General features: G+C 73.1%; 22 protein-coding genes. 14 read left to right on the top strand and 8 right to left on the bottom strand.

What is annotated here, in order from left to right; all coding sequences use genetic code 11:
* The first annotated feature begins 6 nt into the window (after positions 1 to 6).
* The 8 genes from OHS58_RS11390 to OHS58_RS11425 all read left to right on the top strand — a co-directional run bounded on the left by OHS58_RS11390 (position 7) and on the right by OHS58_RS11425 (position 14252).
* Positions 7 to 2985 carry a non-ribosomal peptide synthetase gene (locus OHS58_RS11390; protein ID WP_328648198.1) on the top strand — a complete coding sequence of 993 codons (2979 nt, stop codon included), beginning with the start codon at positions 7 to 9 and terminating at the stop codon, positions 2983 to 2985.
* Positions 2982 to 8381, top strand: coding sequence for a non-ribosomal peptide synthetase/MFS transporter (locus OHS58_RS11395; protein ID WP_328648199.1), 5400 nt, complete (start codon positions 2982 to 2984; stop codon positions 8379 to 8381). Before OHS58_RS11390 ends, OHS58_RS11395 begins: the two co-directional genes overlap by 4 nt.
* Positions 8378 to 9640 carry an ATP-grasp domain-containing protein gene (locus OHS58_RS11400; protein ID WP_328648200.1) on the top strand — a complete coding sequence of 421 codons (1263 nt, stop codon included), beginning with the start codon at positions 8378 to 8380 and terminating at the stop codon, positions 9638 to 9640. Before OHS58_RS11395 ends, OHS58_RS11400 begins: the two co-directional genes overlap by 4 nt.
* Positions 9637 to 10905, top strand: a complete 1269-nt coding sequence (locus tag OHS58_RS11405) for an ATP-grasp domain-containing protein (protein WP_328648201.1) — start codon at positions 9637 to 9639, stop codon at positions 10903 to 10905. Before OHS58_RS11400 ends, OHS58_RS11405 begins: the two co-directional genes overlap by 4 nt.
* Entirely contained in the window at positions 10902 to 11840 is a 939-nt protein-coding gene (locus tag OHS58_RS11410) for a TauD/TfdA family dioxygenase (protein WP_328648202.1), read from the top strand. The genes OHS58_RS11405 and OHS58_RS11410 overlap by 4 nt, the downstream gene beginning before the upstream one ends.
* Positions 11837 to 12469, top strand: coding sequence for an NAD(P)H-dependent oxidoreductase (locus tag OHS58_RS11415; protein WP_328648203.1), 633 nt, complete (start codon positions 11837 to 11839; stop codon positions 12467 to 12469). The genes OHS58_RS11410 and OHS58_RS11415 overlap by 4 nt, the downstream gene beginning before the upstream one ends.
* Positions 12470 to 12582: 113 nt before the next feature.
* A complete protein-coding gene (locus tag OHS58_RS11420) occupies positions 12583 to 12879 on the top strand; it encodes a hypothetical protein (protein WP_328648204.1) in 297 nt (98 codons plus the stop codon).
* Positions 12880 to 12905: 26 nt separating this feature from the next.
* A complete protein-coding gene (locus OHS58_RS11425) occupies positions 12906 to 14252 on the top strand; it encodes a MiaB/RimO family radical SAM methylthiotransferase (protein ID WP_328649793.1) in 1347 nt (448 codons plus the stop codon).
* 5 nt (positions 14253 to 14257) lie between these two features.
* Here OHS58_RS11425 and OHS58_RS11430 read toward each other — a convergent pair whose 3' ends face one another.
* From OHS58_RS11430 to bla, 3 genes are all read right to left on the bottom strand, one after another.
* Entirely contained in the window at positions 14258 to 15016 is a 759-nt protein-coding gene (locus tag OHS58_RS11430) for an ATP-binding protein (protein WP_328648205.1), read from the bottom strand.
* A gap of 203 nt (positions 15017 to 15219) precedes the next feature.
* Positions 15220 to 15804, bottom strand: coding sequence for a sigma-70 family RNA polymerase sigma factor (locus OHS58_RS11435; protein WP_326949866.1), 585 nt, complete (start codon positions 15802 to 15804; stop codon positions 15220 to 15222).
* Positions 15805 to 15929: 125 nt separating this feature from the next.
* Positions 15930 to 16799: a class A beta-lactamase gene (bla, locus tag OHS58_RS11440; RefSeq protein WP_442792334.1), complete on the bottom strand. Its 870-nt coding sequence runs from the start codon at positions 16797 to 16799 to the stop codon at positions 15930 to 15932.
* 140 nt (positions 16800 to 16939) lie between these two features.
* On the opposite strand from bla, the gene OHS58_RS11445 reads away from it, so the two are divergent.
* The 3 genes from OHS58_RS11445 to OHS58_RS11455 are packed head-to-tail and all read left to right on the top strand — an operon-like array spanning position 16940 to position 19106.
* Complete coding sequence (locus OHS58_RS11445; protein ID WP_328648207.1) at positions 16940 to 17818, top strand: LysR family transcriptional regulator; 879 nt, start codon at positions 16940 to 16942, stop codon at positions 17816 to 17818.
* A gap of 10 nt (positions 17819 to 17828) precedes the next feature.
* On the top strand, positions 17829 to 18764 hold the full coding sequence (locus OHS58_RS11450; RefSeq protein ID WP_328648208.1) for a serine hydrolase: 936 nt from the start codon (positions 17829 to 17831) through the stop codon (positions 18762 to 18764).
* A 9-nt stretch (positions 18765 to 18773) separates the two neighbouring features.
* A complete protein-coding gene (locus OHS58_RS11455; RefSeq protein WP_326949862.1) occupies positions 18774 to 19106 on the top strand; it encodes an antibiotic biosynthesis monooxygenase family protein in 333 nt (110 codons plus the stop codon).
* 34 nt (positions 19107 to 19140) lie between these two features.
* Here the strand turns inward: OHS58_RS11455 and OHS58_RS11460 are convergent, their stop codons facing one another.
* Positions 19141 to 19707: a cysteine hydrolase family protein gene (locus tag OHS58_RS11460; protein ID WP_328648209.1), complete on the bottom strand. Its 567-nt coding sequence runs from the start codon at positions 19705 to 19707 to the stop codon at positions 19141 to 19143.
* 30 nt (positions 19708 to 19737) lie between these two features.
* Complete coding sequence (locus OHS58_RS11465; protein ID WP_328648210.1) at positions 19738 to 20409, bottom strand: TetR/AcrR family transcriptional regulator; 672 nt, start codon at positions 20407 to 20409, stop codon at positions 19738 to 19740.
* Between the two features lie 79 nt (positions 20410 to 20488).
* Here OHS58_RS11465 and OHS58_RS11470 point away from each other — a divergent pair, with 79 nt between their 5' ends.
* The gene (locus tag OHS58_RS11470) at positions 20489 to 21385 is read left to right on the top strand and encodes an MBL fold metallo-hydrolase (protein WP_328648211.1); all 897 of its coding nucleotides are present in this window, start codon (positions 20489 to 20491) and stop codon (positions 21383 to 21385) included.
* A 41-nt stretch (positions 21386 to 21426) separates the two neighbouring features.
* Positions 21427 to 21729, top strand: coding sequence for a ribosomal protein L7/L12 (locus tag OHS58_RS11475; RefSeq protein ID WP_328648212.1), 303 nt, complete (start codon positions 21427 to 21429; stop codon positions 21727 to 21729).
* Positions 21730 to 21889: 160 nt separating this feature from the next.
* Here OHS58_RS11475 and OHS58_RS11480 read toward each other — a convergent pair whose 3' ends face one another.
* Positions 21890 to 23719: an FUSC family protein gene (locus OHS58_RS11480; RefSeq protein WP_328648213.1), complete on the bottom strand. Its 1830-nt coding sequence runs from the start codon at positions 23717 to 23719 to the stop codon at positions 21890 to 21892.
* A gap of 158 nt (positions 23720 to 23877) precedes the next feature.
* Positions 23878 to 24054, bottom strand: a complete 177-nt coding sequence (locus tag OHS58_RS11485) for a CsbD family protein (protein ID WP_247052075.1) — start codon at positions 24052 to 24054, stop codon at positions 23878 to 23880.
* Positions 24055 to 24268: 214 nt separating this feature from the next.
* On the opposite strand from OHS58_RS11485, the gene OHS58_RS11490 reads away from it, so the two are divergent.
* Complete coding sequence (locus OHS58_RS11490) at positions 24269 to 24628, top strand: hypothetical protein (RefSeq protein WP_328648214.1); 360 nt, start codon at positions 24269 to 24271, stop codon at positions 24626 to 24628.
* Positions 24629 to 24633: 5 nt separating this feature from the next.
* Here the strand turns inward: OHS58_RS11490 and OHS58_RS11495 are convergent, their stop codons facing one another.
* Positions 24634 to 25293, bottom strand: coding sequence for a hypothetical protein (locus OHS58_RS11495; protein WP_328648215.1), 660 nt, complete (start codon positions 25291 to 25293; stop codon positions 24634 to 24636).
* Positions 25294 to 25314 lie beyond the last annotated feature (21 nt).

The following is a 25314-nucleotide window of genomic DNA, read 5'->3' on the forward strand; positions in this document are numbered from 1 at the left end:
GGAGACATGACCGACACGAAGGAATGGACGTTCCCGGCCTCGTTCGGGCAGGAGCGGATCTGGCTGTCGAACCAGCTCGACCCCGCCTCGCCGGTGTACAACCTGCCGTGCCAGGTGCGGCAGGACCTGCCGCTCACCGAGTCGCAGTGGCGGGCCGCGATCGGCGTGATCGTCGGCCGGCACGAGGCACTGCGCACCGCGTTCCGGATGGCGGACGGCGCGCTCGTCCAGGTCGTGCACGAGCACGTCCCGATCGAGCCGGAGGTGCACGACCTGCGTGACCTCCCGGCCGACGCGCGGGAGGCGAAAGCAGCCGAGCTGGCCCAGGCGATCGCCCGCCGCCCGATCCCCCTCGACACCGCGCCGCCGTGGCGGGCCCAGCTGTGCCGCCTCGCCGACACCGACTGGCTGCTCACCTTCGTCGTGCACCACACGGTGTTCGACGCCGGGTCCGTGCCGGTGCTGTCGAGCGAGCTGAACGAGGCCTGCGACGCCGTCGCCGAAGGGCGGCTGCCGAAGCTGCCCGACCTCGCCATCCAGTACCCGGACTACTCGGCCTGGCAGCGCGGCCAGCTGCCGCTGGTGCGCGCCCAGCTGGCGTACTGGCGCGAGCGGCTGGCCGGGCTCCCGCCCGTGCACAGCCTGCCCACCGACCGGCCGCGGCCCGCCGAGTTCGGGTTCGCCGGCGACCAGGTCGACTTCGACCTGCCCGCCGGCCTGCTCGCGCAGGCCGGCGCGGTCGGCCGGGAGCTGTCGGCGTCGCCGTTCATGGTGCTGCTGGCCGGGTACACCGCGCTGCTGTCCCGGCTGTCCGGCCAGGACGATGTCGTCGTCGGCGTGCCGGTGGCCGGGCGCGACCTGCCGGAGCTGGCGCCGCTGATCGGGATGTTCGTCAACCAGCTGGCCATCCGCGTCGACCTCGGCGGTGACCCGCCGTTCGCCGACCTGGTCGGCCGGGTCCGCACGGCGGTGCTGGACGCGATCGAGCACGGGCGGGTGCCGTTCCAGCTGGTCGCCGACGCCGTCCGTCCCGAGCGTGACCCGGCGGTGCAGGCGCTCTACCAGATCGGGTTCAACTTCATCCCCGACTCGGGCATCGAGCCGGTCCGCTACGCCACGGCCAAGGACGACGTCGCGATCGACCTCACCGCGGTCGACGGCCGGCTGCTCTATCGCACCGACCTGTTCGACCGGGCCACGGCCGAGTCCATGGTGGCCCGGTTCCTAGGCCTGCTCTCGGCAGCGGTCGAGGACGCCGCGACGCCGGTGGCGGACCTGCCGCTGGTCTCGGACGCCGAGCGCGTCCAGGTGCTGGAGTGGAGCGGAACGTCCACTTCGGACGCTCCGCCGGTCGTCGCGCGCTTCGAGGAGCAGGTGACGCAGACCCCGGACGCGGTGGCGGTCGACCTGGGCGGCGTGCGCCTGACGTACGCCGAGCTGAACGCGCGGGCCAACCGCGTCGCGCACCGCCTCGGCACCGGTGGTGTGGTCGGCGTGTGCGCGCCGAACTCGGCCGACCTGGTCGTGGGCATCCTGGGCGCGCTGAAGAGCGGCGCCGCCTACGTTCCGTTCGACCCGGCCAACCCGGCGCAGCGGCAGGCCCTGGTCCTGGCCGACGCCGGGGCTCGCGTCGTGCTCACCAGCGGCGTCACCCTCGACGCCGAGACCCTGGACCTGAGCGACCCGGCGGTGTGGGCGGACTCGTCCGCGGAGAACCCGCCCGCGCCGGACGGCATCGCCTACGTCATCTACACGTCCGGCTCGACCGGGCGCCCCAAGGGCGTCGAGGTCGGGCACCGCGCCCTGGCCACCTACCTGGCCTGGGCCCGCGAGGCGTACCCGAGCCTGAGCGGCCGGGCGCTGCTGCACACGTCGGCGTCGTTCGACCTGACCGTGACGACGCTGCTCGGCCCGCTCACCGCCGGTGGGTCCATTGTGGACTCCGGTCGGCCGGACTTCGTCAAGGCGACGCCGACGCACCTCGCCGTGCTGCCGGAGGAGTCGTACCCCACCGGTGACCTGGTGCTCGGTGGTGAGGCGCTGATGGGCGAGGTCGTGCGGCAGTTCGCCGCGACCGTCACCAACGAGTACGGGCCGACCGAAGCGACCGTCGGCTGCGTCGCGCACCGGCTCGACGGTCCGGTCGACGGCCCGGTGCCGATCGGCCGCCCGGTCCCGGGCACCCGTGTCTACGTCCTCGACGACCGGCTCCGGCCGGTACCGCCGGGCGTCGCGGGCCGGCTCCACCTGGCCGGCGCGCAGCTCGCCGACGGCTACCTCGGCCTGCCCGAGCTGACCGCGGAACGCTTCCCGGACGGCCCGTTCGGCCGGATGTACAACACCGGCGACCTCGCCCGCTGGCGCCGTGACGGCACCCTCGAGTACCTCGGCCGCACCGACGACCAGGTCAAGCTGCGCGGTTACCGCATCGAGCCCGGCGAGGTCGAAGCCGCGCTCCGGCAACTCCCGGACGTCCGGGACGCGGCCGTCGCCGTCCGCGAAGGCACCCTCGTCGGGTACATCGTCGGCACCGCCGAAGGCGCGGCGGAGGCATTGCGGGCGAGCCTGCCGGAGTACCTGGTGCCCACGCTGTTCGTCACCCTGGACGCCCTGCCGGTCGCGGCCAGCGGCAAGCTCGACCGCGCCGCGCTGCCCGATCCGCAGCTCGGCGCGGAGACGGAGTACGTCGCCCCGAGCACCGCGGCCGAAGAGCTGGTCGCCGAGGTGCTCGGCGAACTCCTGGGCGTCGAGAAGCTCGGGGTGCACGACGACTTCTTCGCCCACGGCGGCAACTCCCTCCTGGCCATCCGCGCGATGGCCCGGATCCGCAAGCAGGTCGGCGTCGAACTGCCGGTCCGCGGCCTCTTCTCGTTCACCACGGTGGCGGGCCTCGCGGCCGAGGTCGAACGGCGGCTGGAAGAAGACCTCGACCAGCTCAGCGACGAAGAGGTCCGGGCCCAGCTGGCCGAAAGCGAGCAGGCGTGACGACGATCGACGAGACCAGCAGCGCCGCCGCGCGCCGGGCCCTGCTGGAACGACGGCTGCGCCGGCGCGCCGAACCGGTCGCGACCATCACCCCGCGTCCGGACGGCGACCCGGTCCCGCTGTCCTACCAGCAGGAACGCGTCTGGTTCATGGAGCAGTTCGCGCCCGGGACCACGTCGTACAACATCCCGATCCCGATCCGCCTCACCGGCCGCGTCGATCAGCGGCAGCTGCAGGCCGCCCTCGACGCCCTCCCGGTCCGGCACGAGGCGTTGCGGATGCGGTTCCCGGCGGGGGAGGACGGGCAGCCGTCCGTGCGCCTCGAACCGGTCGCCACCGTGCCCCTGTCCTTTGTGGACGCCGGTGACGAGGAAGCCGCCCGGGCCGCGGTCGGCTCCGCCGCGGCGGAGCCGTTCGACCTGGTCGACGGCCCGCTGCTGCGCGCCACCTTGGTCCGGATCAGCGACGACGAGCACCTCCTCGCCGTCTGCACGCACCACATCGTCGGCGACGGCTGGTCGGTCGACCTGCTGCTGCGCGACCTCGCCGCGCACTACCACGGCACCGCCGCCGGCCTGCCCGCGCTGACCATCGGCTACGGCGACTTCGCGCACTGGCAACGCCGGACGCTCACCGGCACCGAACTCGACCGGCAGCTGGACCACTGGCAGGAGACCCTCCGCGGCGTCGAACCCCTGGAGCTGCCGACGGACCGGCCGCGCCCGGCGACCCAGACGTTCGACGGTGCCATTCACGAGTTCTTCGTCGAGCAGGACCTCGCCCGGGCCCTCGGCGAGCTGAGCCGCGAACACGGCGTCACGCTCTTCATGACCCTGCTCGCTGCCTACCAGCTGCTGCTCTCGCGGTACTCCGGGCAGGAGGACTTCGCCGTCGGATCGTCGTCGGCCGGGCGCGGGCTGCCCGAGCTGGAGGGCGTGGTCGGCATGTTCATCAACATGCTGCCGCTGCGCGCCCAGCTGGCCGGCGACCCGAGCTTCACCGAGCTGCTGGACCGGACCCGGCGGCACGTGCTCGACGCGTTCGACCACGCCGACGTCCCCTTCGAACGCCTGGTCAACGCCCTGGGCGTGCCCCGGGACGTCAGCCGCTCGCCGGTGTTCCAGGCGATGTTCGCGCTGCAGAACTACGAGATGGGCCGGATGGCCGCGGCGGGTGAGTCCGCAGTGGACTTCCGCTGGCTGCCGATGGACCTGCCCGCCACCCGGTTCGACTTCGAGTTCCACGCGATCGAGATCGAGTCCGGCCTGATCGGCAAGTTCGTCCACAACACCGCGCTGTTCGCCGCGGAGACCGTCGCCGGGATGGCCGACCGCCTGGTCACGCTGCTGCGCTCGATCGTCGCCGACCCGACGCGGGCGGTGTCCGAACTGGATCTCCTGGGTGACCAGCGGGACCTGGTGCTGAACCGGTGGAACGACACGGCGGGGGAGATCCCGCCGGGCACGCTCCACTCGCTCGTCGAAGCCCAGGTCGCCCGGACTCCGGACGCGCCCGCGCTGACCTTCCGCGGCGAGTCCCTGTCCTACCGGGAACTGGACGCCCGCGCCAACCGCGTCGCGCACCGCCTGCGTGAGCTGGGCGTCGGGCCGGGCACGCTGGTCGGCGTCTTCGCGAACCGGTCGTTCGAGCTGGTCGCGGGCCTGCTCGGGGTGCTGAAGTCCGGCGGCGCGTACGTGCCCCTGGATCCGGAGTACCCGGCCGACCGGCTCGCGTTCATGCTCGACGACGCGGCCGCGCCGGTGGTCCTGACCCAGGCCGCGCTGCGTGACACGCTGCCGCCGGGCGGCGCGACCGTCGTCGTCCTCGACGACCTGACCGGGCCCGAGTCCACACTGGACACCCCGGCCGGGCCGGACGATCCGGCGTACGTCATCTACACCTCGGGCTCCACCGGGCGGCCGAAGGGCGTGCCGAACGGCCACCGCGGCATCGTCAACCGTCTCGACTGGATGCAACGCGCCTACGGCCTCGACGGCACGGACGCGGTCCTGCAGAAGACCCCGGCGAGCTTCGACGTCTCGGTGTGGGAGTTCTTCTGGCCGCTCAGCACCGGCGCCCGGCTGGTGCTGGCCGAGCCGGGCGGCCACAAGGACGCGGCCTACCTGCGCGACCTCCTGGTTTCCGAGCGCATCACCACGGCCCACTTCGTGCCGTCGATGCTGACCCTGTTCCTCGCGGAGCCGGAGATCGGCGCGGTGACGTCGTTGCGCCGCGTGGTCTGCAGCGGCGAGGAACTGTCCCTGGTGACGGCCCGGGAGTTCACCACCCGGCTGCCGCACTGCGAACTCCACAACCTCTACGGCCCGACCGAAGCCGCGATCGACGTCACGGCGTGGCACTGCACGCCCGAGGCGCTGGCCGACGTCGCGTCGGTGCCCATCGGCGCGCCGATCCGCAACCTGCGGATCTACGTCCTCGACCAGCGCGGCAATCCGTGCCCGGTCGGTGTCCCCGGCGAACTGCACATCGCGGGCGTCGGCCTGGCGCTCGGCTACCACAACCGGCCCGAGCTGACGGCCGAGAAGTTCGTCCCGGACCCGTTCCACAGTGGACGGATGTACCGCACCGGCGACCTCGCCCACTGGCGCCCGGACGGCACGATCGCCTTCCTCGGCCGCATCGACCACCAGGTCAAGCTCCGCGGCCTGCGCATCGAACTCGGCGAGATCGAGACGGCCCTGCGCGAGCAGGACGGCGTCCGCGACGCCGTGGTGCTCGTCCGCGAGGACACGCCGGGCGACAAGCGCCTGGTCGGGTACGTCGTCGGTGACGCGGACGCCGGGGCGCTGCGGACGGCGTTGAAGCTGACCCTGCCGGACTACATGGTCCCGCCGTCGTTCGTCACCCTCGACGAACTTCCGTTGACCCCCAACGGGAAGCTCGACCGCAAGGCCCTGCCCGCACCGGTCGCCAGCCGCGACGCGAGCACGGAACTCGTCACCCCGTCGACGCCCCTGGAGATCCTCCTCGCGGACATCTGGCGGGACGTCCTCAAGGTGGACGAACTGGGTGTCGACGACGACTTCTTCGACCTCGGCGGCCACTCGATGCTCGCGACCCAGGTCGTCGCGCGGATCGCGAAGGCCGGGCACCAAGCGGGCGTGATGGACCTGTTCCAGCACCGGACCATCCGGGAGCTGGCAGCGTTCCTCGACGGCGACCGCGACGACTCCGGGCACCTGCTCTACGAGCTGACCAGGCCCGTCAAACAGCGGACGCTCACCTACGTCTGCTTCCCCTACGGCGGCGGCAGCGCGATCGTCTACCAGCCCCTCGCGGACGCCCTGCCCGCCGGGTATTCGCTGTACTCGGTGGCGATCCCGGGCCACGACGTCGGCCTGACCGAGGAGGCCGTGCCGTTCGACGACCTGGTCGAGCGGCTGGCCGACGAGGTCCTCGAGCGGATCGACGGGCCCCTCGCCATCTACGGCCACTGCGGCGTCGGCAACGCGCTCGCCGTCGGCGTCGCCCGCCGGCTGGAGGAACGCGGCCGCGAGCTGGAGGTCGTCCACATCGGCGCGATCTTCCCGTTCGCGCGGATCAAGGGCGCGGTCGGCACCCTGCGCACAAAGCTGGAGAAGCTGCGCAGCAACCGGTACTACGCGGACTGGCTCAAGGGCATGGGCGTCGACACCGAGGAGCTCGACCCGGACCAGGCCGACCGGATCATCAGCAACATGCGCGCCGACAGCCGCGCCGCCGAGGAGTACTTCAGCGGCCTGCTCGACGCCCGCGTCGCCAAGCTGCGCGCGCCGATCATCTCGGTCGTCGGCTCGGAGGACCCGGTCACCGACTACTACGCCGAGCGCTACCGCGAATGGGAGTTCCTCACCGACCGCACCGCACTCGTGGTGCTGGACCAGGCCGGGCACTTCTTCCTCCGCTACCGCGCGGACGAGCTGGCCGAGATCATCACCCGCGTCCACCCCGCACTGGACGACCCCGGCGACCTGCACGTCGCGAAGCGGGGCGAGGACGCGGGCTGGGCGGTGCACGACACGCACACGGCCGACGTGGACGAGAAGCCCGTGGTGCCGCCGAGCATGGCCCGGTTCGTCACGGTCACCATCGGCCAGCTGGTCTCCTCGACGGGTTCGGCGCTGACGTCGTTCGCGGTGCCGATCTGGCTCTACACCCGCACCGGCTCGGTCACCGACCTCGGCCTCCTCTGGGCCCTAGCGCTGATGTGCGGCGTGCTGATCCTGCCGGTGGCCGGCGCCCTGGTCGACCGCGGCGACCGCCGCAAGATCATGATCGCGGCCAGCTCGGTCGCCGGGCTCATCCAGCTCGCGCTCGCCTTGCTGCTCGTCGCGGACAACCTGCAGCTGTGGTTCATCTACGTCCTGATCCCGCTCGGGTCGGTCGCGGGGTCGCTGCAACGGATCGCGTACCAGTCGTCGGTCGCCCAGCTCGTGCCCAAGCAGTACCTCGGTCACGCGATGGGCCTCGCGCAGCTGTCCAACGGCTTCGCGCAGCTGCTCATGCCGGTGATCGCCGCCGGCCTGCTGGCCGCGATCCAGCTGTCCGGGATCCTGGTCCTCGACATGGTGAGCTACGCCTTCGCCGTCGTCAGCCTGCTGTTCGTCCGGTTCCCGGACCTGCTCGGCTGGCGTCCGCGCGAACCGCTGCTGACGGCGATCGCGGGCGGGCTGAAGTACTCGTGGAACCACCGCGGCTTCCGCACCATGCTGCTGTACTTCGCGCTGGCCAACGTCTTCCTGGCGCCCGCGCTGGTGCTCGTCTCGCCGCTGGTGCTCTCGTTCGGCACGGTCACCGACGTCGCCCAGGTCGCGCTGGCCGAGGCGGTCGGCGCCGTGGTCGGCGGCATCGGGATGGCGCTGTGGGGCGGGCCGCGCAAGCGGCGGATGGTCGGCGTGCTCGCGGGCAACGTCGGCATCGCGCTCGGCTGCCTGGTGATGGGCCTGCGCCCGTCGCTGATCGGCGTCGCCGCCGGGGTGTTCCTGCTGGCCGCGGCGATGGCCGTGTCCCAGGGCATCTACGCGACGCTGGTGCAGGTCAAGGTGCCGCAGCGCTACCACGGCCGGGTGTTCGCGATCAACCAGACGATCACCTGGTCCACCCTGCCGATCGGCTTCGCGGTGCTGGCGCCGCTGGCCGTCGGCTGGTTCTCGCCGCTGCTGGCTCCCGGCGGTGCGCTCGCCGGGTCGGTCGGCTCGGTGCTCGGCACCGGCGAAGGCCGCGGGGTCGGGCTCGTGTACGTCGTCTACGCGCTGATCCTGCTGCTGATCAACATCGGCGGATTCGCCGTCAAGCTGCTGCGCCGGTTCGACACCGAGGTGCCGGACTCGCTGCCGGACGACCTGGTCGGCGCGCAGGTGCGGGAGCGGAAGCTCGCGGGGAAGGAGGCGGCGTGAGTGTCGTGGTGCTGATCAGGGAAGCACGCGGGCACTGGGTCGGCGAGGTCGCCGCCGCGGTGCACGCGGCCGGCCACCGCGCGGTCCTGCTCGCCCCGCCGGTGGACGCGGCGGAGCGGACGTCGCTCGCCGCGCTGGTGGACGACGTCGTGGCCGTGGACGACGTCTACGACGCCGAAGCCGTCGCCGCGAAGATCCGGGAGATCACGCCCGCGCCCGCGGCGGTGCTCACCGGCTCCGACGGAGCGATCGAGAGCACCGCCCGGGTCGCCGAGCTGCTCGGCGTGGCGCGTGGCCCGGCGTCGGCGTTCACCCGGTGCGCCAGCAAGTACGCGGTCCGGGAAGCCCTCGCGGCGGCCGGGCTGCCCGGACCGGGGTTCGCGCTGATCTCGTCGGCCACGGAGGCCGCTGACGTGGCCTCGCAGGTGGGCCTCCCGGCGATCGTCAAGCCGGTCAACGGCGCGGGCAGCAACCTCGTGCGCACGGTGTCCACAGTGGACGAGCTGGCCGCGGCGTACGAGCTGCTGGCGTTACGGCTGCCCGAGTCCGCCGACCCGCGCTACCACCGCCCGCTGGGCGCACTGGACCCGGCGAAGACGTTCCTCGTCGAAGGGTTCCTGCGCGGCCCGGAGTACGCCGTCGACGTGCTGATCCGCGACGGCGTCCCCGAACCGGTCGAGATCCTCGACAAGCCGCTGATCGACGAGCGCAAGTTCGAGCTGGTCCTGTCCTGCCCGCCCGCCGGGCTCACCGACGAGCGGGCCGCGCTGGTCAGCGAAGCGGCGTCCGCCGCGGTGACAGCGCTGGGCCTGGACAACACGGTCGCGCACGTCGAGATCATCGACGACGAGTGGCGCGGCCCGACGATCGTCGAGGTCAACGCGGGCCGCCCGGCGGGCTCGATCATGCCGCTGCTGGCCAAGCTGCGGACCGGCGTCGACGTCTTCGCGGAGCTGACGGCCCTCGCCCTCGGGGCGCCGCCGCCCGCGCGGGAACCGGCGAAACTGCCGATCCCGCTGGGCATGCTGATCCTCTACGCCACCGGCTCCGGCACGCTGACCGGCATCGGCGGGCTCGACGAGGTCGCCGCGCTGCCCGAGGTCGTCGACGTCGTCACCACGGTCGCGCCCGGCCAGGTGCTGACCGACGAGCAGGAGACGTACGCGGTGAACCTGGTCGTCGCCGGGTTCGCCGGCCACGACGACCTCGTGGCGCTGCACGCCGAGGCGAGCAAGCTGATCCGGCTGGAGGTCTCGTGAAGACCGCGTTCGTCGTCCGCGAAACCCGCGGGCACTGGATCCAGGACGTCGTCGCGGCCGTGCGCCGGGAAGGCTTCCGGGCCGAACTGGTCACCGAGGCCCTGGACGACGCCGAGCGCGCCGAGCTGACGTCGATCGTCGACGGTTTCGTGGTCGTCGACGACGTCCGGGACGCGCCGGCGGTCGCCGAGGCTATCCGGGCACTCGACCCGGAACTCGGGGGAGTGCTCACCGCAGCCGAAGGGATCATCGCGAGCACCGCCCGGGTGGCCGAGCTGCTCGGCGTCGCCCGCTGCCCGGCCGACGTCTTCGTCGTGGCGCACAACAAGTTCGCCGTCCGGAAGGCCCTGGCCGAGGCGGGGTTGCCCGGCCCGCCGTGCGCGTTGTTCGCCGACCCGGCCGACGCCGCGAAGATCGCCGAAACGGTCGGGCTCCCGGCGATCGTCAAGCCGGTCAACGGCGCGGCCAGCACCCTGGTCCGCACGGTGTCCACAGTGGACGAGCTGGCCGCGGCCCACGACCTGCTCGCGACCCGGCTGCCGCGGTCGCCGGACGCGCGTTACCACCGGACCCTGCCCGGATCGATCGATCCGCTGCGGGTCTTCCTGGTCGAGGGCCTGCTGGAAGGCTCCGAATACGCGGTGGACGTGCTGATCCGCGACGGCGTCGCGGAGGCCGTCGGGATCGTGGACAAAACGCTGATCGACGAGCGCAAGTTCGAGCTGGGCATGGTCTGCCCGCCGCTCGACCTGCCCGAAGAACGTGCGGCGGCGATCAAGGCAGCCGTGCTCGACGCCGTTCGCGCGCTGGGCCTCGACAACACCTGCGCGCACGTCGAGATCATCGACGACGCGCGGCGCGGCCCGACCGTCGTCGAGGTGAACGCCGGCCGCCCGGCCGGCGGCGCGCAGCCCGCCCTGCTGAAGCTGGCCACCGGCATCGACGTCACCGCCGAGGCCGTCTCGCTCGCCCTCGGCACACCGCCGCCCGCGCGCGGGGCCGGCCTGCCGGTGCCGGTGGGCTACCTGGTCGTCTACGCCGACGGCGCCGGCCGGCTGGTGCGCGTCACCGGCACCGACGATGTCGCCGACCTGCCCGAAGTCCTCGAAGTCGTCACCATCGTCACGCCCGGCCAGGTGCTCAGCGGCGACCAGGAGGTCTACGCCGTCAACATCTTCGCCGCCGGGTTCGCCGACGCCGACGACCTGGCCGCATTGCACGCCGAGGCCACCAAGCTGATCCGCATCGAACTGGAGGAGTCATGACCGCCGATCTCGCGGCGCCGCTGGGGCAGCTCGAAGGCAACGAGCACACCCGCATCGCCGTCCACCAGGTGCCCGACCTCGCCTGGGTCGAGGCGCACCTGCCGCAGCTGCAGACGCACCTGCGGGACCACGGCGCGATCCTGCTGCGCGGCCTGCCCGTCGACCTCGACCTGTTAAACCGGGTCACCGAGACGATCGGCGGCGCGCTGCTCACCTACACCGAGCGCTCGACGCCGCGCTCGGCGGTGGCCGGCAACATCTACACCTCGACGGAGTACCCGCCCGCCGAGTCGATCCCGATGCACAACGAGAACTCCTACTCGGCGCACTGGCCGGCGCGGCTGTTCTTCCTGTGCGACACTCCGGCCGCGACCGGCGGGGCCACCCCGATCGCGGACAGCAGGGCGATGTTCCGGTTGCTGCCCCAGGACCTTCGCGACCGGTTCTCCGGCGGCGTCGCCTACACCCGGGCGTTCCGCGAGGGCCTCGGGCTCACCTGGCAGGAGGCGTTCCAGACCGACGACCGCGCGGTCGTCGAGGAGTACTGCGCCCGCAACGGCCAGACCCTGGAGTGGACCGACGAAGGCCTGCGCACCCGGCACGTCCGGCCGTCCTTTGTGGACGAGCCGCACACGGGCGAGACCGTGTGGTTCAACCAGGCCAATCTCTTCCACGTCTCCAGCCTCGGCGACGAGGTCAGCGAGGCGCTGCTGGAGCTGTACCCGGAGGCCGACCTGCCGCGCAACGCCTACTTCGCCGACGGCCGCCCGATCCCGGTCACGGACCTGGAGAAGATCCGTGAGGTCTACGACGAGGTGAGTTACGCCTTCCCGTGGCAGGCCGGCGACGTGATGGTGGTCAACAACATGCTGGCGGCCCACGGCCGCGAGCCGTTCACCGGCAAGCGCCGCATCCTCGTCGCGATGACCGGATGACCGCGGCGTCCGCCCGGCCGGTGGTGGTCCTGCTGGCCCATCCCCGGCCGGGAAGCTTCAACCACGCGCTCGCCGACCGGGTGCGGGCCGCGCTGGCCGCGGCCGGGCGGCCGGTGCGGTTCCACGACCTGTACGCCGAGGGCTTCAACCCCGTGCTCACCGCGGAAGAGGCCTACACCAGCGGGACCCGCGCCGAAGACTTCCTCGCCGCCGAACCGGATCCGCTGGTGCGCCGCCACCGCGAGGAACTGCGCGACGCCGCCGGGCTCGTCGCGATCCACCCGAACTGGTGGGGCAAACCGCCGGCGATCCTGAGCGGCTGGCTCGACCGGATCCTGGTCCCCGGCGTGGCCTACCGGCTCGACGACGCGGGCGGCGCCCCCGAGTCGTTGCTCGCCTTGGAGCACCTGTTCGTCGTCAACACCTCCGACACCCCCGAGGACCGCGAGCGGACCCTGTTCGGCGACCCGCTCGACGCGATCTGGCGCCGCTGCCTCGCGCCCTACCTCGGCGAGCCGGCGGTCACCCGGCTGGTGCTGCGGGTGGTCGCGGACGCCGGCGCGGACCGTCGCGCGCGGTGGCTGGACGACGTCGAAGGCGAGGTCACGCGGCTGTTCGGTGGTCGCTGACCGGTTCCGGCCAATTCCGGTGAAGACCTTGAGCGGCTTTCGCGCGGCGTGCGACTCTCGGGCTGTCCGGCAACCGGATTCACCGAGGGGGAACCGTGAGCAAACTCGATCGTATGGCCGAAGAACGTCGTCGTCGTCAGGGGAGCACGCCGGAAGCGCCGGCCGGCCGGCAGTGGGGCACCTGCGTCAGCGTCCGGGAAACCGGTGACCGGCGCCGCCGGGTCGCCCGCGTGCTGCTGGCGAGCGGGCTGGTGATCACCGCCTACCTGCCGCTGAGCGTGGTCACGCCCGCGGTCGACGCACCGGTGCTGGTCCAGACCAACGCGATCGGTGACGGGCCCAAGGGCGACTCGGTCGTAGTGTCGGCCGGCGGCGACCAGCCGGGCCACGGCACCATCGTCGTGTCCTGACGGTGGCCGACGTGCGCACCGTTTCGATGGTCACCTTGGGCTGCGCGCGCAACGAGGTCGACTCCGACGAGCTGGCCGCGCGCCTGGACGCGTCGGGGTGGCGCCTCGCCGAACCGGGCGCCGAAGCCGACGTCGTCGTCGTGAACACCTGCGGCTTCATCGAAGCCGCGAAGAAGGAGTCCATCGACACGGTCCTGGCCGCCTCCGGCAAGGGCGCGAAGGTGGTCGCCGTCGGCTGCATGGCCGAGCGCTACGGCCGTGAACTCGCCGACGCGCTGCCCGAGGCCGACGCCGTGCTCTCCTTCGACGACTACCCGGAGATCGGCGCCCGCCTCGAAGACGCCTTGAACGGGCGCGCGCACCCCGCGCACACCCCGCAGGACCGCCGGCTGCTGCTGCCGATCACGCCGGTGCAGCGGCCCGCCGCGGTGACCGCGGCGGTTCCCGGCCACGGTCCGGCCAGCGGCCCGAGGCCGTTGCGGTACCGGCTCGGCGGGGGCCCGGTCGCCCCGCTCAAGCTGGCGTCGGGCTGCGACCGGCGTTGCACGTTCTGCGCCATCCCGAGCTTCCGCGGCGCGTTCGTGTCCCGGCCGCCGGCCGAGATCCTCGCCGAGGCCGAATGGCTGGCCGGTCACGGCGTCCGCGAACTGGTGCTGGTGAGCGAGAACTCGACGTCGTACGGGAAGGACCTCGGCGACCTGCAGGCCCTGGAGAAACTGCTGCCGCGGCTCACCGCCGTCGTCGACCGGGTGCGGGTGAACTACCTGCAGCCCGCCGAACTGCGCCCGAGCCTGCTCGAAACGATCGCCGGGACGCCCGGCGTCGCGCCGTACTTCGACCTGTCGTTCCAGCACGCCAGCGGGTCGGTGCTGCGCCGGATGCGCCGCTTCGGTGACCGGGAACGGTTTCTGCAGCTGCTGGAGAAGATCCGCGCGGTGGCGCCGGAGGCGGGCGTGCGGTCCAACTTCATCGCGGGCTTCCCCGGCGAGACCGACGCCGAGTTCGCCGAGGCCAAGCGTTTCCTCGAGGAGGCCAGGCTGGACGTCGCCGGCGTGTTCGGCTACTCGGACGAGGACGGCACCGAAGCCGTCGACCTGCCGGGCAAGGTGCCCGCGGACGTGCTCGCGGCGCGTGTCGAGGAGCTGTCGCTCCTGGCGGAGGAAACCGGGAGCCGGCGCGCGGCAGAGCGGATCGGCTCGGTCGTCGAGGTGCTGGTCGGGCCCGCCGGGCACGGCTGGGCCGCGCACCAGGGACCCGAAGTCGACGGGACCGTCACGTTCACCGGCACCGCACCGGGGGCGGGTGAGCTGGTCCGGGCCGAGGTCGTCGGCGCCGACGGCCCCGACCTCGAAGCGCGGCTCCTGTCGGCGTAGGGGCCTCAGACCGGCTCGCCGCGCTCGCGGTGCCGGGCCGAGGTCAGGACCGCCCAGACGACCTTGCCGCCGGACCACCGGCGGCTGCTGCCCCAGACCGTCGCCGCGTGCGCGACGATGGCGAGGCCGACACCCGGGCTGCGCACGTCCGGCCGCTCCAGCAGCACCGCGGGCCGCGGGTCGTCGTCGGCGACCGCCACGGTCAGCAGCCCCCGGCGCAGGTCCAGCCGCACCTCCGGGATCGACGACGTGTGCCGCACGGCGTTGTCGGCCAGCTCGCCGGCGATCAGGGTGCCGTCGTAGACCAGTTCGGGCACGTTCCACCGCCCGGCCAGCTCGCGGACGAACGAGCGGGCGAGCGGGGCGGCGCCGGCCGAGCGGGGCAGGGTCCGGGCCACCCGGTGCCGGATCGGCGTGCTCTGGTGGTGCTCGGCGGTCTCCACGTCCGGGTGCACCGCGACGAAGCGGTCGATTCCCGAAGTGCGCAACAGCCGCACGTGCGCTTGCCGGTTCGTGACCAGGGACAGCGGGATGCCCGGCCAGCCGTCGATGCGCCGGGCGACCAGCGGGAAGACGCTGGCCGGCGCGAGCTCGTCCATGGTCAGCGCGCTGACGTCGGCGACGATCCCCGGCGGCGTGTCGGCCGCGACCTTGAGCAGGCCGTCCCGCAGGGACGCGTAGCCGGGCAGGTCCAGCTCCCCGCTTACGGTCACCAGGGCACTGCCGGGCCGCGACGTCAGGCGCAGCGTCAGTCCGGAGGGCACGAAGTCCGTCAGGCCCGCCCGGCGTGTCGTCGCACTGCGCTCGCCCCGAAAGACCTCACGGATGACTCCATGAAGCCACGCTAGTCGTGATCGCGGTGCCCGGTTTACTCCGTAACGACGAACTCGGGTTGCCCCTCACCGCGATCGGCTGCTGCACAAGGGAACTATCCCCGCCGGATTGGGTGTCCTCACCGCGGATTTCGTCAGACCGCGGCGTACCGGATCACCCGGCGCAGCCGGCGGATCGCGCGGAACTGGGTCACCCGCACCGCTTCGGGGCTCGGCATGCCGAGCAGCTCCGCCGTTTCCCCGGCGGAATAGCCCAGCAGCACCCGCAACGTCACCACTTGGCGGTAGTGCCGCGGCAGCCGGTTCAGTACGCGCCGCACCTGGAGGTGCTCTTCGATCGCCGCGAAGTCGTCGGCCGCGGCCGGGAGGCGCCAGGCCGGGTCGGTCGCCGCTTCGGGGTCGGGGAGCGGGGTGAAGCGTTCGTGGCTGCGGTTGCGGTCGCGGTGCACGTCGGCGGTCTTGTGCGCCGCGATGCCGAACACCCACGACAGGAACTTGTCGGACCGGTAGGGGTAGCGCGGCAGAGCCACGAGCACGGCGAACAGCACTTCCTGGGTGCAGTCCTCGGCCGTCGTCGTGGCGTTCTCGCGGCCGAGCCGCTTGCGGCAGTAGGCGAGCACGATCGGCCGCAGCAGCCGGAAGAGCTGCTGCACCGCCTCGTGGTCGCCGCCGAGCGCGTCCCGGACCAGCACGATGTCCGGCGGCGGAGCTGGTCCCACGGTGGTCTCCCGGGTCGGCGCCGGGACGGAAGACCCCGGCGCGCTCGGCCATCGGGGTCCGGGACGGCTCGCGTGGTCCCGTTCAGCGTAACGGAAGATCGACCTTCGAGTCCTTTGTGGACCGTTCAGCGCAGGCTGTCGAGCGCGAGCTTGGCGGCGGCCGCGATCAGCCGGTCGTCGGACTTCGCGTCCGGCGTCTTCCGGTCCGACAGGACCACGAGCACGATCGGCGCCCGCCCGGGCGGCCAGACGACGGCGATGTCGTTGCGCGTGGCGTAGGAGCCGGTGCCGGTCTTGTCGGCGACGGCCCAGCCCGCCGGCGCGCCCGCCCGGATCAGCGCCCCGCCGGTGGTGTTGGCCCGCATCATGCCGGTCAGCACGGTTCGCTTCTCCGGCGGCAGCGCCGAGCCGAGGGTGAACGCGCGCAGGCTCGCGGCCATGGCGCGCGGGGTGCTGGTGTCGCGGATGTCGCCGGGCGCGAGGTCGTTGAGCCCGGGCTCGGTCCGGTCGACGTGGGTGGTCGTGTCGCCGATCCCGCGCAGCGCGGCGCCGAGCCCGGCCGGTCCGCCGAGCTCGCGGAACAGCAGGTTGGCGGCGGTGTTGTCGCTGTAGCGCAGGGCGGCGTCCATCGCGTCGCGCAGGGAGATGCCGGTGTCGACGTGCTTCTCGGTGACCGGCGAGTATTCCTGCAGGTCGGCCTTGGTGTACTTGAGCACCTTCTCGAGCCCCGGCAGGCTGGTGCGCTGCAGGACCGCGCCCGCGGAGAACGCCTTGTGCGTCGAGGCGTACCCGAAGCGGTCGTCGGCGTGGCGCGTGACTTCGCGGCCGGTGCCGGTGTCGACCGCGTAGACGCCGAGCCGGGCGTCGAACTGGGCTTCGAGCGGCGCGAAGTCCGGTTGCGGCACGACCTGCGGTGAAGCCGGCCGGGACGACGGCGTGGGCGCCGCGGGTGCGGCTTCCGGAGCGGCGCAGGCGGTCAGCGCGACGAGCACCATCGCGGCGACCGCGGCCCTCCTGACGTGGGGGAACGACACGGCACATCCTTTCGGTCTTGATCGGCTACCGCAGTCTCGCCGCGTCCGTCCATGCTGTCCAAGACGGAAATAAAGGGTTTGATGCCACAATCGCATAGAGTGTGGTTGTGGACCTGGTCGGCGGCTGCAGAGCGTTCGTGAGCGTGAGCGAGGCGGGGAGCTTCACCGCGGGCGCGGCGCTCGCGCGCATCCCGCAGCCGGTCGCCAGCCGCCGCATCGCCGCGCTCGAACGCCACCTCGGCGAGCGGCTCTTCGACCGGTCGACCCGCCGGGCGACGCTCACCCCGTTCGGCCGCGACATGCTGCCCCCGGCGAAACGCCTGGTCCGGCTGGCCGAGGCGATGGAACACGACGCCCGGCGCGCGCGGCTGCGGCCGATGCGGGTGGCCGTCCCCGACACGTGCGGTGTCCGGGACCTCGCCGAACTCGCCGCCGAAGCCCGCGCGCTGGAGGTCCACCTGGAGTTCCGCGCGGCGGCGCCGGGGGAGCGGGCCGAGCTCGTCCGCACCCAGGAGGTGCGCGCCGCGCTCGTCGCGGTCCCGGCCGAGGAGGGCGCGTGGGCCGTCCCGCTGGGCCTGGCCGGCGTGGCGACGCCGCCGGCGACGGTCGTACACCTGGAGACCCTGCGCGCCGGCCGCTCGGGTGGCGCGCGGCGGCGCGTCTGGCTGCAGCCCGAGGACGACGTCCCGCACGTGCGCGACCGCGTGCTGCGGACCCGCGACGCCGTGGGCCTGCAGCCCGCCCAGGTCGCCGTGGCCGCGTCGCTGACCTCGGCGGCGGCCGACGTCTTCGGCTCGGCGGACCTGCTGCTGTGCTCGGCCGCGCAGGCCGCCGACCTCGGGCTACAGTGGCGGCCGATCGGGGAGATCGACCTCGCGCGCGGCTTCGACGTCACCGCCGCGCTGGGGGAGGACGCCGACCGGCTGCGCACCGGGCTGTGGGCGGCGGTCGGGCGATGTCTCGGCGCCGCCGGGATCTGAGGGGGCGGGGTTGAGCACCGAAACGCTGGTCCGGGAGCTGCGGGCCGACCTGGCCGACGGTGGGCTCCACGGCTCGTTCCTGGTCCGCGACCTGGCGTCCGGGCAGGAGCTGGGGATCGACCCGGACCGGGTGTTCCCGATCGCGTCGCTGGTCAAGGTCCCGCTCGCGGCGGTGACCCTGGAGCGGATCCGCCGGGGCGAGCTCGACGGCGCCACCCAGGTGGAGGTCGAGCCCGGCGGCGTCACCACCCCCGGCCCGATCGGCCTGACGCGGTTCCGCCACCCGGCCCGCGTCGCCGTCGACGACCTGGTCTACCTGAGCACCTCCCTGAGCGACGGCGCCGCGGCCGACGTCCTGTTCGAGCTGACCCCGCCGGCCGAGGTCACCCGGGTGCTGGACGACTGGGGCGTGCCCGGCATCGCCGTGCGCCACCTGATGCGCGACCTCATCGACACCCCGGCCGAGCGCTTCGAGTCCGGCGACGTCGACCTGGCCCACGCACTGGCCATCGGCGCGGCCACGGCGGGCCAGGGCCACCGGCTCGCGCAGCTCGACGTCACCCGCGCGAACTCCGCGTCCGCGCGGGCGCTGCTCGACCTGCTGCAGGCCCTGTGGACGCCGTCGAAGATCGACCCCGCGGTGGCGGCCGGCGTCCGGGAGCTGATGGGCCTCAACGTCCTGCGGCACCGCTTGACCCCCGACTTCGCCACGGACGCGTCGAAGTGGTCGTCGAAGACCGGCACCCTGCTGAACCTGCGGCACGAAGCGGGCGTCGTCGAGCACGCCGACGGCCGCGCGTTCGGCGTCGTCGCCCTCACCGAGTCCCGGGTCCCGGCCGTGCTCCAGCCCGAGGCGGAGGTCCTGATGTCCCGGGTGGCGCGGGCCCTGCGGGACCACCTGCGCGCGGCCGGAAAACCGGTTGGGCGCGGGATTTCCGGCGCCTAGGCTCCGCGGGTGTCCTCCTTCACCAGACCCGAACCGCCGTACTACGCCGTGATCGTCAGCAGCAAGCTGGACGCCGACCACCTCGACGGTTACGCGGCGATGGACGACCGCATGACCGAGCTGGGCCGGGCCCAGCCGGGCTACCTGGGCCGCGAGTCCACGACCGACGCCGACGGCCGCGAGCTGACGGTGCTGTACTACCGCGACGCGGAGTCGATCGCGGCGTGGAAACAGCACCCGGAGCACCTCGAGGCCCAACGGCGGGGCCGGGAGCAGTGGTACGCGGACTACCGCATCGAGGTCGCCAAGGTGGAGCGCGCCTACGGCTTCGAGCGCGAGTGAGGGAAAGCCGCCGCGCGCGTCAGACCGAGCCGCGTCAGACTGCTGCCTTCACCCCGAAGTCCACCTCCTCGGTCTTCAGCGTGCCCGCGGTCCGGCCCGGCGCTGTCTGGTACTGCCAGTACAGGTTCGTGTGCGCGATGACCTGCCCGGGCACCGGCGCGCCGTAGGCCGACAGGTCTTCGGTCGTGTGCGCGTCGGCGACCAGCGTCGCGTCATAGCCGCGGACGATCGCGCCGTGCAGGGTCGAGCGGATGCACGCGTCGGTCTGCGCGCCCGCGACCACCAGCCTGCCGATACCCCGTGAGGCCAGCACGGCCTCGAGGTCGGTGGCCTCGAACGAATCGCCGTACGTCTTGTGCACCAGCGGTTCCGCGTCGCGGCGGACGAGCTCCGGGATGTACTGCCACGTCTCGCTGTCGCGCGGCAGCTCGTCGCTGGTGTGCTGCACCCACACGACGTCGACGCCGGCCGAGCGCGCTTTGTCCACCAGCGCCGCGATGTTGGCGACGACGGCCTCCCGGTCGTGGGCTTCCCGCAGCACGCCGTTCTGCACGTCGACGACGAGCAGCGCGGTGTTCGGACGGTCGGTGAGTGTGGTCATGGTCCCTCCCGGAGCTTGGTCGCGACCACTCTAAGCGGGACCACCGACATTTTCGCGTGCTTTCCGCTCGGTGTGCGAAGTCCGGGAGAGCGGCCACGGGGACGACGGTTCGGGCTCCTGCTCCAGTCCGGTCAGCACCGCCCCGATCAGCCGCTCGGCCTGGCGGTCGATCGCCCGCGGGCCGTCGAACCGGACGAGGCCGTCGACCAGGAGCGTGGCCAGGCCGTGCATCGCCGACCAGACGACGATCTCCGCCCCGGGCCGCGCCGACGCGGGCAAACCGCCTTCTGCGGCCAGCCGGTCGAGTTCGGCCGCGAAGACGTCGTGCGGGTGCGGCGAGACCGGCTCGCCGGGTTCGGCGCGGTGCGCCGCGAAGATCAGCCCGGCGACCGCGGGATCCTCGATCGCCCAGCGGACGTAGTCGCGCGCGGCCGCGACGAGCCGGTGCCGCGGGCCGCCCCGCGCGCGGGCGGCGGCCCGGCTCATGCGTTCACCCAGCCGGGCGACCAGCCGGTCCGACAACGCGCGGACCAGCGCGTCCCGCGACGCGAAGTGGTGGTAGGCGGCGCTCGGGCTGACCCCGATCCGCACCGTCGCCTCCCGCAGGCTCCAGCCGTCGGCCCCGCGCTCGCGGACCAGCGCTTCGGCGCCGTCGAGCAGCGCGCCGCGCAGGTCTCCGTGGTGGTACCGCTCCCGGGTCATGACGTCGATCTTAACACCGCTCAGAATCTGTACTATGTTCAGATCAGCAACTGAACACCGATCAGATGGGAGCCCGGACATGACCGCAGACCTGCCCGATGTGACGAAGGCGGCGCCGCCGATCGTGGGCGGTGAGCCGGTCGAGGTGGCCGACGGCGTCTTCGTCCTGCGCGACAACCGGGTGCCGCTCGTGCCCAACATCGGCTTCGTCGTCGGCGACCGGGCGACGCTGGTCGTCGACACCGGCCTCGGCCGGCGCAACGGTGAATACGTGCTGGCGCAAGCGAAGCAGCTCGCCAAGGGACGGCCGCTGTACCTGACGACAACGCACTTCCACCCGGAGCACGGCTTCGGCGCGGAGGTGTTCGCGGGCGCGGCGACGATCGTCGCCAACCGCGCGCAGCGCGACGAGCTGGCCCGCAAGGGCGCCGGGTACGTCCGGATGTTCAGCGGCCTCGGCCCCGCCATCGCCGCCGAGCTGGACGGCGTCACCTTCGTCGACCCGGACGTCGTCTACGAGGGCCGGGCGGAGCTCGACCTCGGCGGCCACCGGGTGGTGCTGCGGGAGTGGGGCCCGGCGCACAGCGCGGGCGACCAGACGGTGCTCGTCGACGGCCGCGTGCTGTTCACCGGCGACCTCGCGGAGACGCGGATGTTCCCGATGGCGCCGTACTTCCCGCCGCACGACACCGATTTCGACGGCACCCGCTGGATCGCCGTGCTCGATGGCCTGGCGGAGCTGAACCCGGAGGTGGTGGTCCCCGGGCACGGCGAAATCGCCGACGTCACGCTGCTGCACGAGATCCGCGGTTACCTGGAGCACGTCCAAGCCGAGGTGACGCGGCTGAAGACCGCCGGCGCGTCCGCTGCGGAGACGGCGGCGAAGGTCGACGCGGACGCGCGGGCCCGCTGGCCGGAGTGGGACAATCCCGAGTGGATCGCCCTGGCGGCCACGGCCTTCCACTCGGCGGGCTGAAAGCTCCACGCGGCCCGGCGCGGCTCCGTACGATGTCCACCATGGACTACACGCTGCTGGCCGTCGTCGTGCTCGTCGCGGCCGTCGCCCTGGGCGCCTCGGCCAACGACCGCCGGATCAACCGCCTCGAGCGCCGCCTCGCCCGGATGGAACTGAGGCTGGACGCCATCGCCGGGCACCTCGGCGTCGCCGTCGCGGAGCCGGCTCAGCCGCAGCTCGCCGACCTGCCCGACGTGCGGCAGTTCCTGCTGGAGGGCAAGAAGATCCAGGCGATCAAGGCCTACCGCGAGCACACGGGCGTGGGGCTCAAGGACGCGAAGGACGCCGTGGAGCGGATGGCCTAGGCGGTGTCCTGCAAGTCTGCTCGATGGGCTTCGTGATCCAGGTGGTTCCTGGCGGCGCGGGCGGGTCACCCTCGTACTGGGCCGTACTCGGGTGATCCCGCCCGTGCCGTCAGGGGCCGCCTGGGCGCGAAGACCGCGAGCTTGACTTGTAGGACACCGCCTAGCCGCCGAGGGCCGGGGCGGCGTGGCGGACGCGCAGGACGTCCGCGATCACGGTGTCGGCCACCAGGCGCTGCTCCTCGTCGAGCGGCGCGTCGGGGGCCGTGATCGGCGCGCCGCCCAGCGCGAGCGCGGCCGTCGAGGTGAACTCGGCCATCGGCGTCGGGCCACCGCGCAGGAGCAACGCCCCCGCCGACGCCGCGAGCCCGCGCAGTCCTTCCGCGGCCGCGTCCAGCGCGGCCTGCTGACCGGGCTCGGGCGGCTTGCTCCCCGGTTCCGGCGCCCGCAGGTCCTGCTGAGCGCGGGCCGCGGCCCGGAACCGCGGTGCGAGCCGCGCGCGCGGTGCGCCGTCCAGCGCCCCCGCGACCTCGGCGAGCAACGCCCGGGTCGTGTCCACGGCCTCGGCGAACCGCTCGGCCAGGGACGGCTTCCGCACCCCCGGCACGGCGGCGAAGCCGAACAGCAGCGCGATCACGACGGCCAGCACCATCAGCAGCACGTACTCCACCAGCAACGTCCGCGCGTCGAGGTGCTTCGTCGCCGAGTTCATCCCGACGCTCATGAGCACCATGCACCCGTTGAACACCGTCGGCCGGCTCCGCATCAGCGGGAACCCGGCCAGCAGCGCCACCAGCGCGAGCGGCAGCAGCGCGCCGGGCGGCAGCAGCCACAGCACCAGCGCCAGCACGACCGCGCCGCCCAGGGCGCCACCGACGCGCTGCCACGCCTTGCTCAGCGTGTCCCGCCACTCCGGCTGCAGCACGGCGAACGTCGTCATCAGGAACGACACGGTGAGCGGGTCGCCCGGCCGGAACCGCGCGACGACCAGGGCGAGCAGCATCCCGATCGCGCAGCGCACGGCGTGCCGCAGCTGCGCGGAACGCCAGGAGAGCGCGCCTTCGGCCTCGTGGCGCAGCGCCGCCCGCACGGCCGCGCGCGGGATGTCCACAACGGACTCGTCGCGGGTGAGCACGGCGTCGCGGACCGCGTCGACGCCGGACCACAGCTCGTCGACGAGCCGCCGCGTTTCGCCGGGCAGCCCGGCACCGGGGTCCGGCCGCTCGGCCGCGGGCAGGTCGTCCGGGGCATCCTTGGCGCGGACGGCGTCGGCGAGGACGGCCAGCTCCGCGTCCGCCGCGTCGAGGATCGTGCGCAGCGCGCCCGCCTGGTCTTCGCCGAGGGCCCGCCGCCGGTCGTCGAGGATCGCGGCCGTGGCGCGGGCCCGCACACCGGCGCCCAGCACGCGGGTCTGCCACTTCCGCGGCCGGTCGGCCAGCCACAGCCGCACGGCACGTTCGGCGGTGTCCTGACCACCGCCCGCGAGCGCGTCGGCGAGTGCCTCCCGGGTGGGCTTGCCGGGGTCGCCGACGCCGAGCAGGAGCCGCAGCACGATCGCCACGCCGACGGCGAGCGCGGGCGCGCCGATGATCTGCCCGGCGCTCGCGGTGCCGGTCAGCTGGAAGCCGTAGCCGAACACCGACGCCATCCCCAGGCCGAGCCCGACCGTGACGAACCGCGACCCGAGCGCCGGCAGCAGGGCGGCGACGAACACGACGATGGTGAGCAGCGCGATCGCGGCGACGTCCGACACCGCGCCCAGCAACCGCGGACCGGCCACGCCGGCGACCACGAGGGGCGCGTAGCAGGCGAGCAGCACGAGGTCGGACCGCAGCGGCCCGCCCGTGGCGGCGATGAAGCAGAACAACGCCGTGAGCCCGGCCAGGACCACGGTGTTCCCGAGGCCGACCGCCACCCCGATGCCCGCCGTCGCGCCGACGACGACCACGACGAACCCGAGTATCCCGACGCTCTTGATCAGGCCTTTCACCACACCAACCCCTCGCCGCGCGCACTGCCCTGATCATCCTGGCGCACGGCGGACAGCACTGTGGGTCCGGACAGCACTGCGGGTCCGGACAGCACTGTGGGTCCGGACAGCAAACCGCCGCACCCCGGAAGCCGGGGTGCGGCGGTCGCGAAAACCTCAGGTCAGTCCTTGACGCCCTTGATGGCGTCCTTGATCTTCTCGCCGGCCTGCTTGAGGGAGCCCTTGGCCTGGTCGGCCTTGCCTTCGGCCTGCCACTGCTCGTTGCCGGTGGCGTCGCCGACGGCCTCCTTGGCCCGGCCCTTCAGCTCTTCACCCTTGTTCTCGATCTTGTCGTTCACGGGCTGCACCTTTCGTCAGGCGACATTTCCGGATCGGCCTGTCGCCACGAGGGCCTTGCTACATGGCTACCCGCTCAGCGCCGACGTACACCTTTTCTGAGCCATCCGGGTGACGTGAGGGCCGTCACGCCACCCGGACGTGTGCCGGGTCCGAACAGGACGGCCGGCTCCAGAAGCCGGGTAGCGTGGGCCGGGCAACCGCCGAGGAGGCTGTGTGACGACGAACGGTGCCGGACGGCTGACCGCACCCTGCCGGTTCTGCGGGCGGCCCCCGCGACCGCGGGACACCCGCGTGCCCGGTCCGTCGGGCCCGATCTGCGTGGATTGCGTGCAGGCCGGTCTGTGGGTGGTGCGCGACCGCGAGGAGCGCCCGAACGAGGCCGGCGAGACCTTCGAAGCGGTCAGTTCACCGCAGGCGCCGGTCTGCGAGTTCTGCAGCCGCCGTGAGCGCCGCACGTTCCTCGGCTTCCGCCGACCGCTGGTCCGCGTGCGCTGCGTGCCCCGCGACGCGGTGATCTGCGGGGACTGCCTCGACCACGCCGGCGACGCCCTGAACCTGGCACTGCGGCAGTAGCCCGGTCACGACGCCGGGACGTGCCACGGGAAGCCGTCCGGATCGGCCTTCGCCCGCGCGGTCAGTTCCGCGTCGTCGTGGCCGTGGACGTCGTCCCGGAACGGGAAGTCGGCCGGCTCGACCGTGAGCTTGGCGAGCGGCCGCACCGGCACCGGGCTGGCGGCCTGCATCGAGCGGGCTTCGCCGGTCGGCGGCTCCAGGTCGAAGGTGGCGGCCGGCAGGAGGTACACCGTGCCGCTCCGCCACGGCTGCCGCGCCAGCGCGGGCGCGCTGATGGAGAAGTGGTACCGCGCTTCACCGCCCACGCGCGCACAGCCGTTGCACATCGACACCGGCCCGCTGTCGCGGTCGAGGACGGCGTAGAACATCGGCCAGATACCGTCCGCGGCCGCGAAGACCGCGAGCCGGCTGCCGAACTCGGTCATGTCGGGCGGCCGGCGTGGGGTGAACTCCGTGATGCCGGGCCGGCCCGAGCCGTGCAGCACGTGGTCGCCGCGGTCGGCGGCGTGGCACAGGAACTGCCACTTCGGCGCGTCGAGCCGGTAGTCGATCGGGTGTTCCGGGCCGGCCGCGAGCGCTTCGTCCAGCAGGGCGTCGAACCGGGCGCGCAGCGATTCCGACGTCGGCGCGGCCGGCCGCCGGAGCCAGTAGCCGGGCAGGTCCACGCACCCGACCCTAACGGGCCG

Origin of the sequence: Amycolatopsis sp. NBC_00348 (assembly GCF_036114655.1) — a bacterium.
Lineage (GTDB): Bacteria > Actinomycetota > Actinomycetes > Mycobacteriales > Pseudonocardiaceae > Amycolatopsis.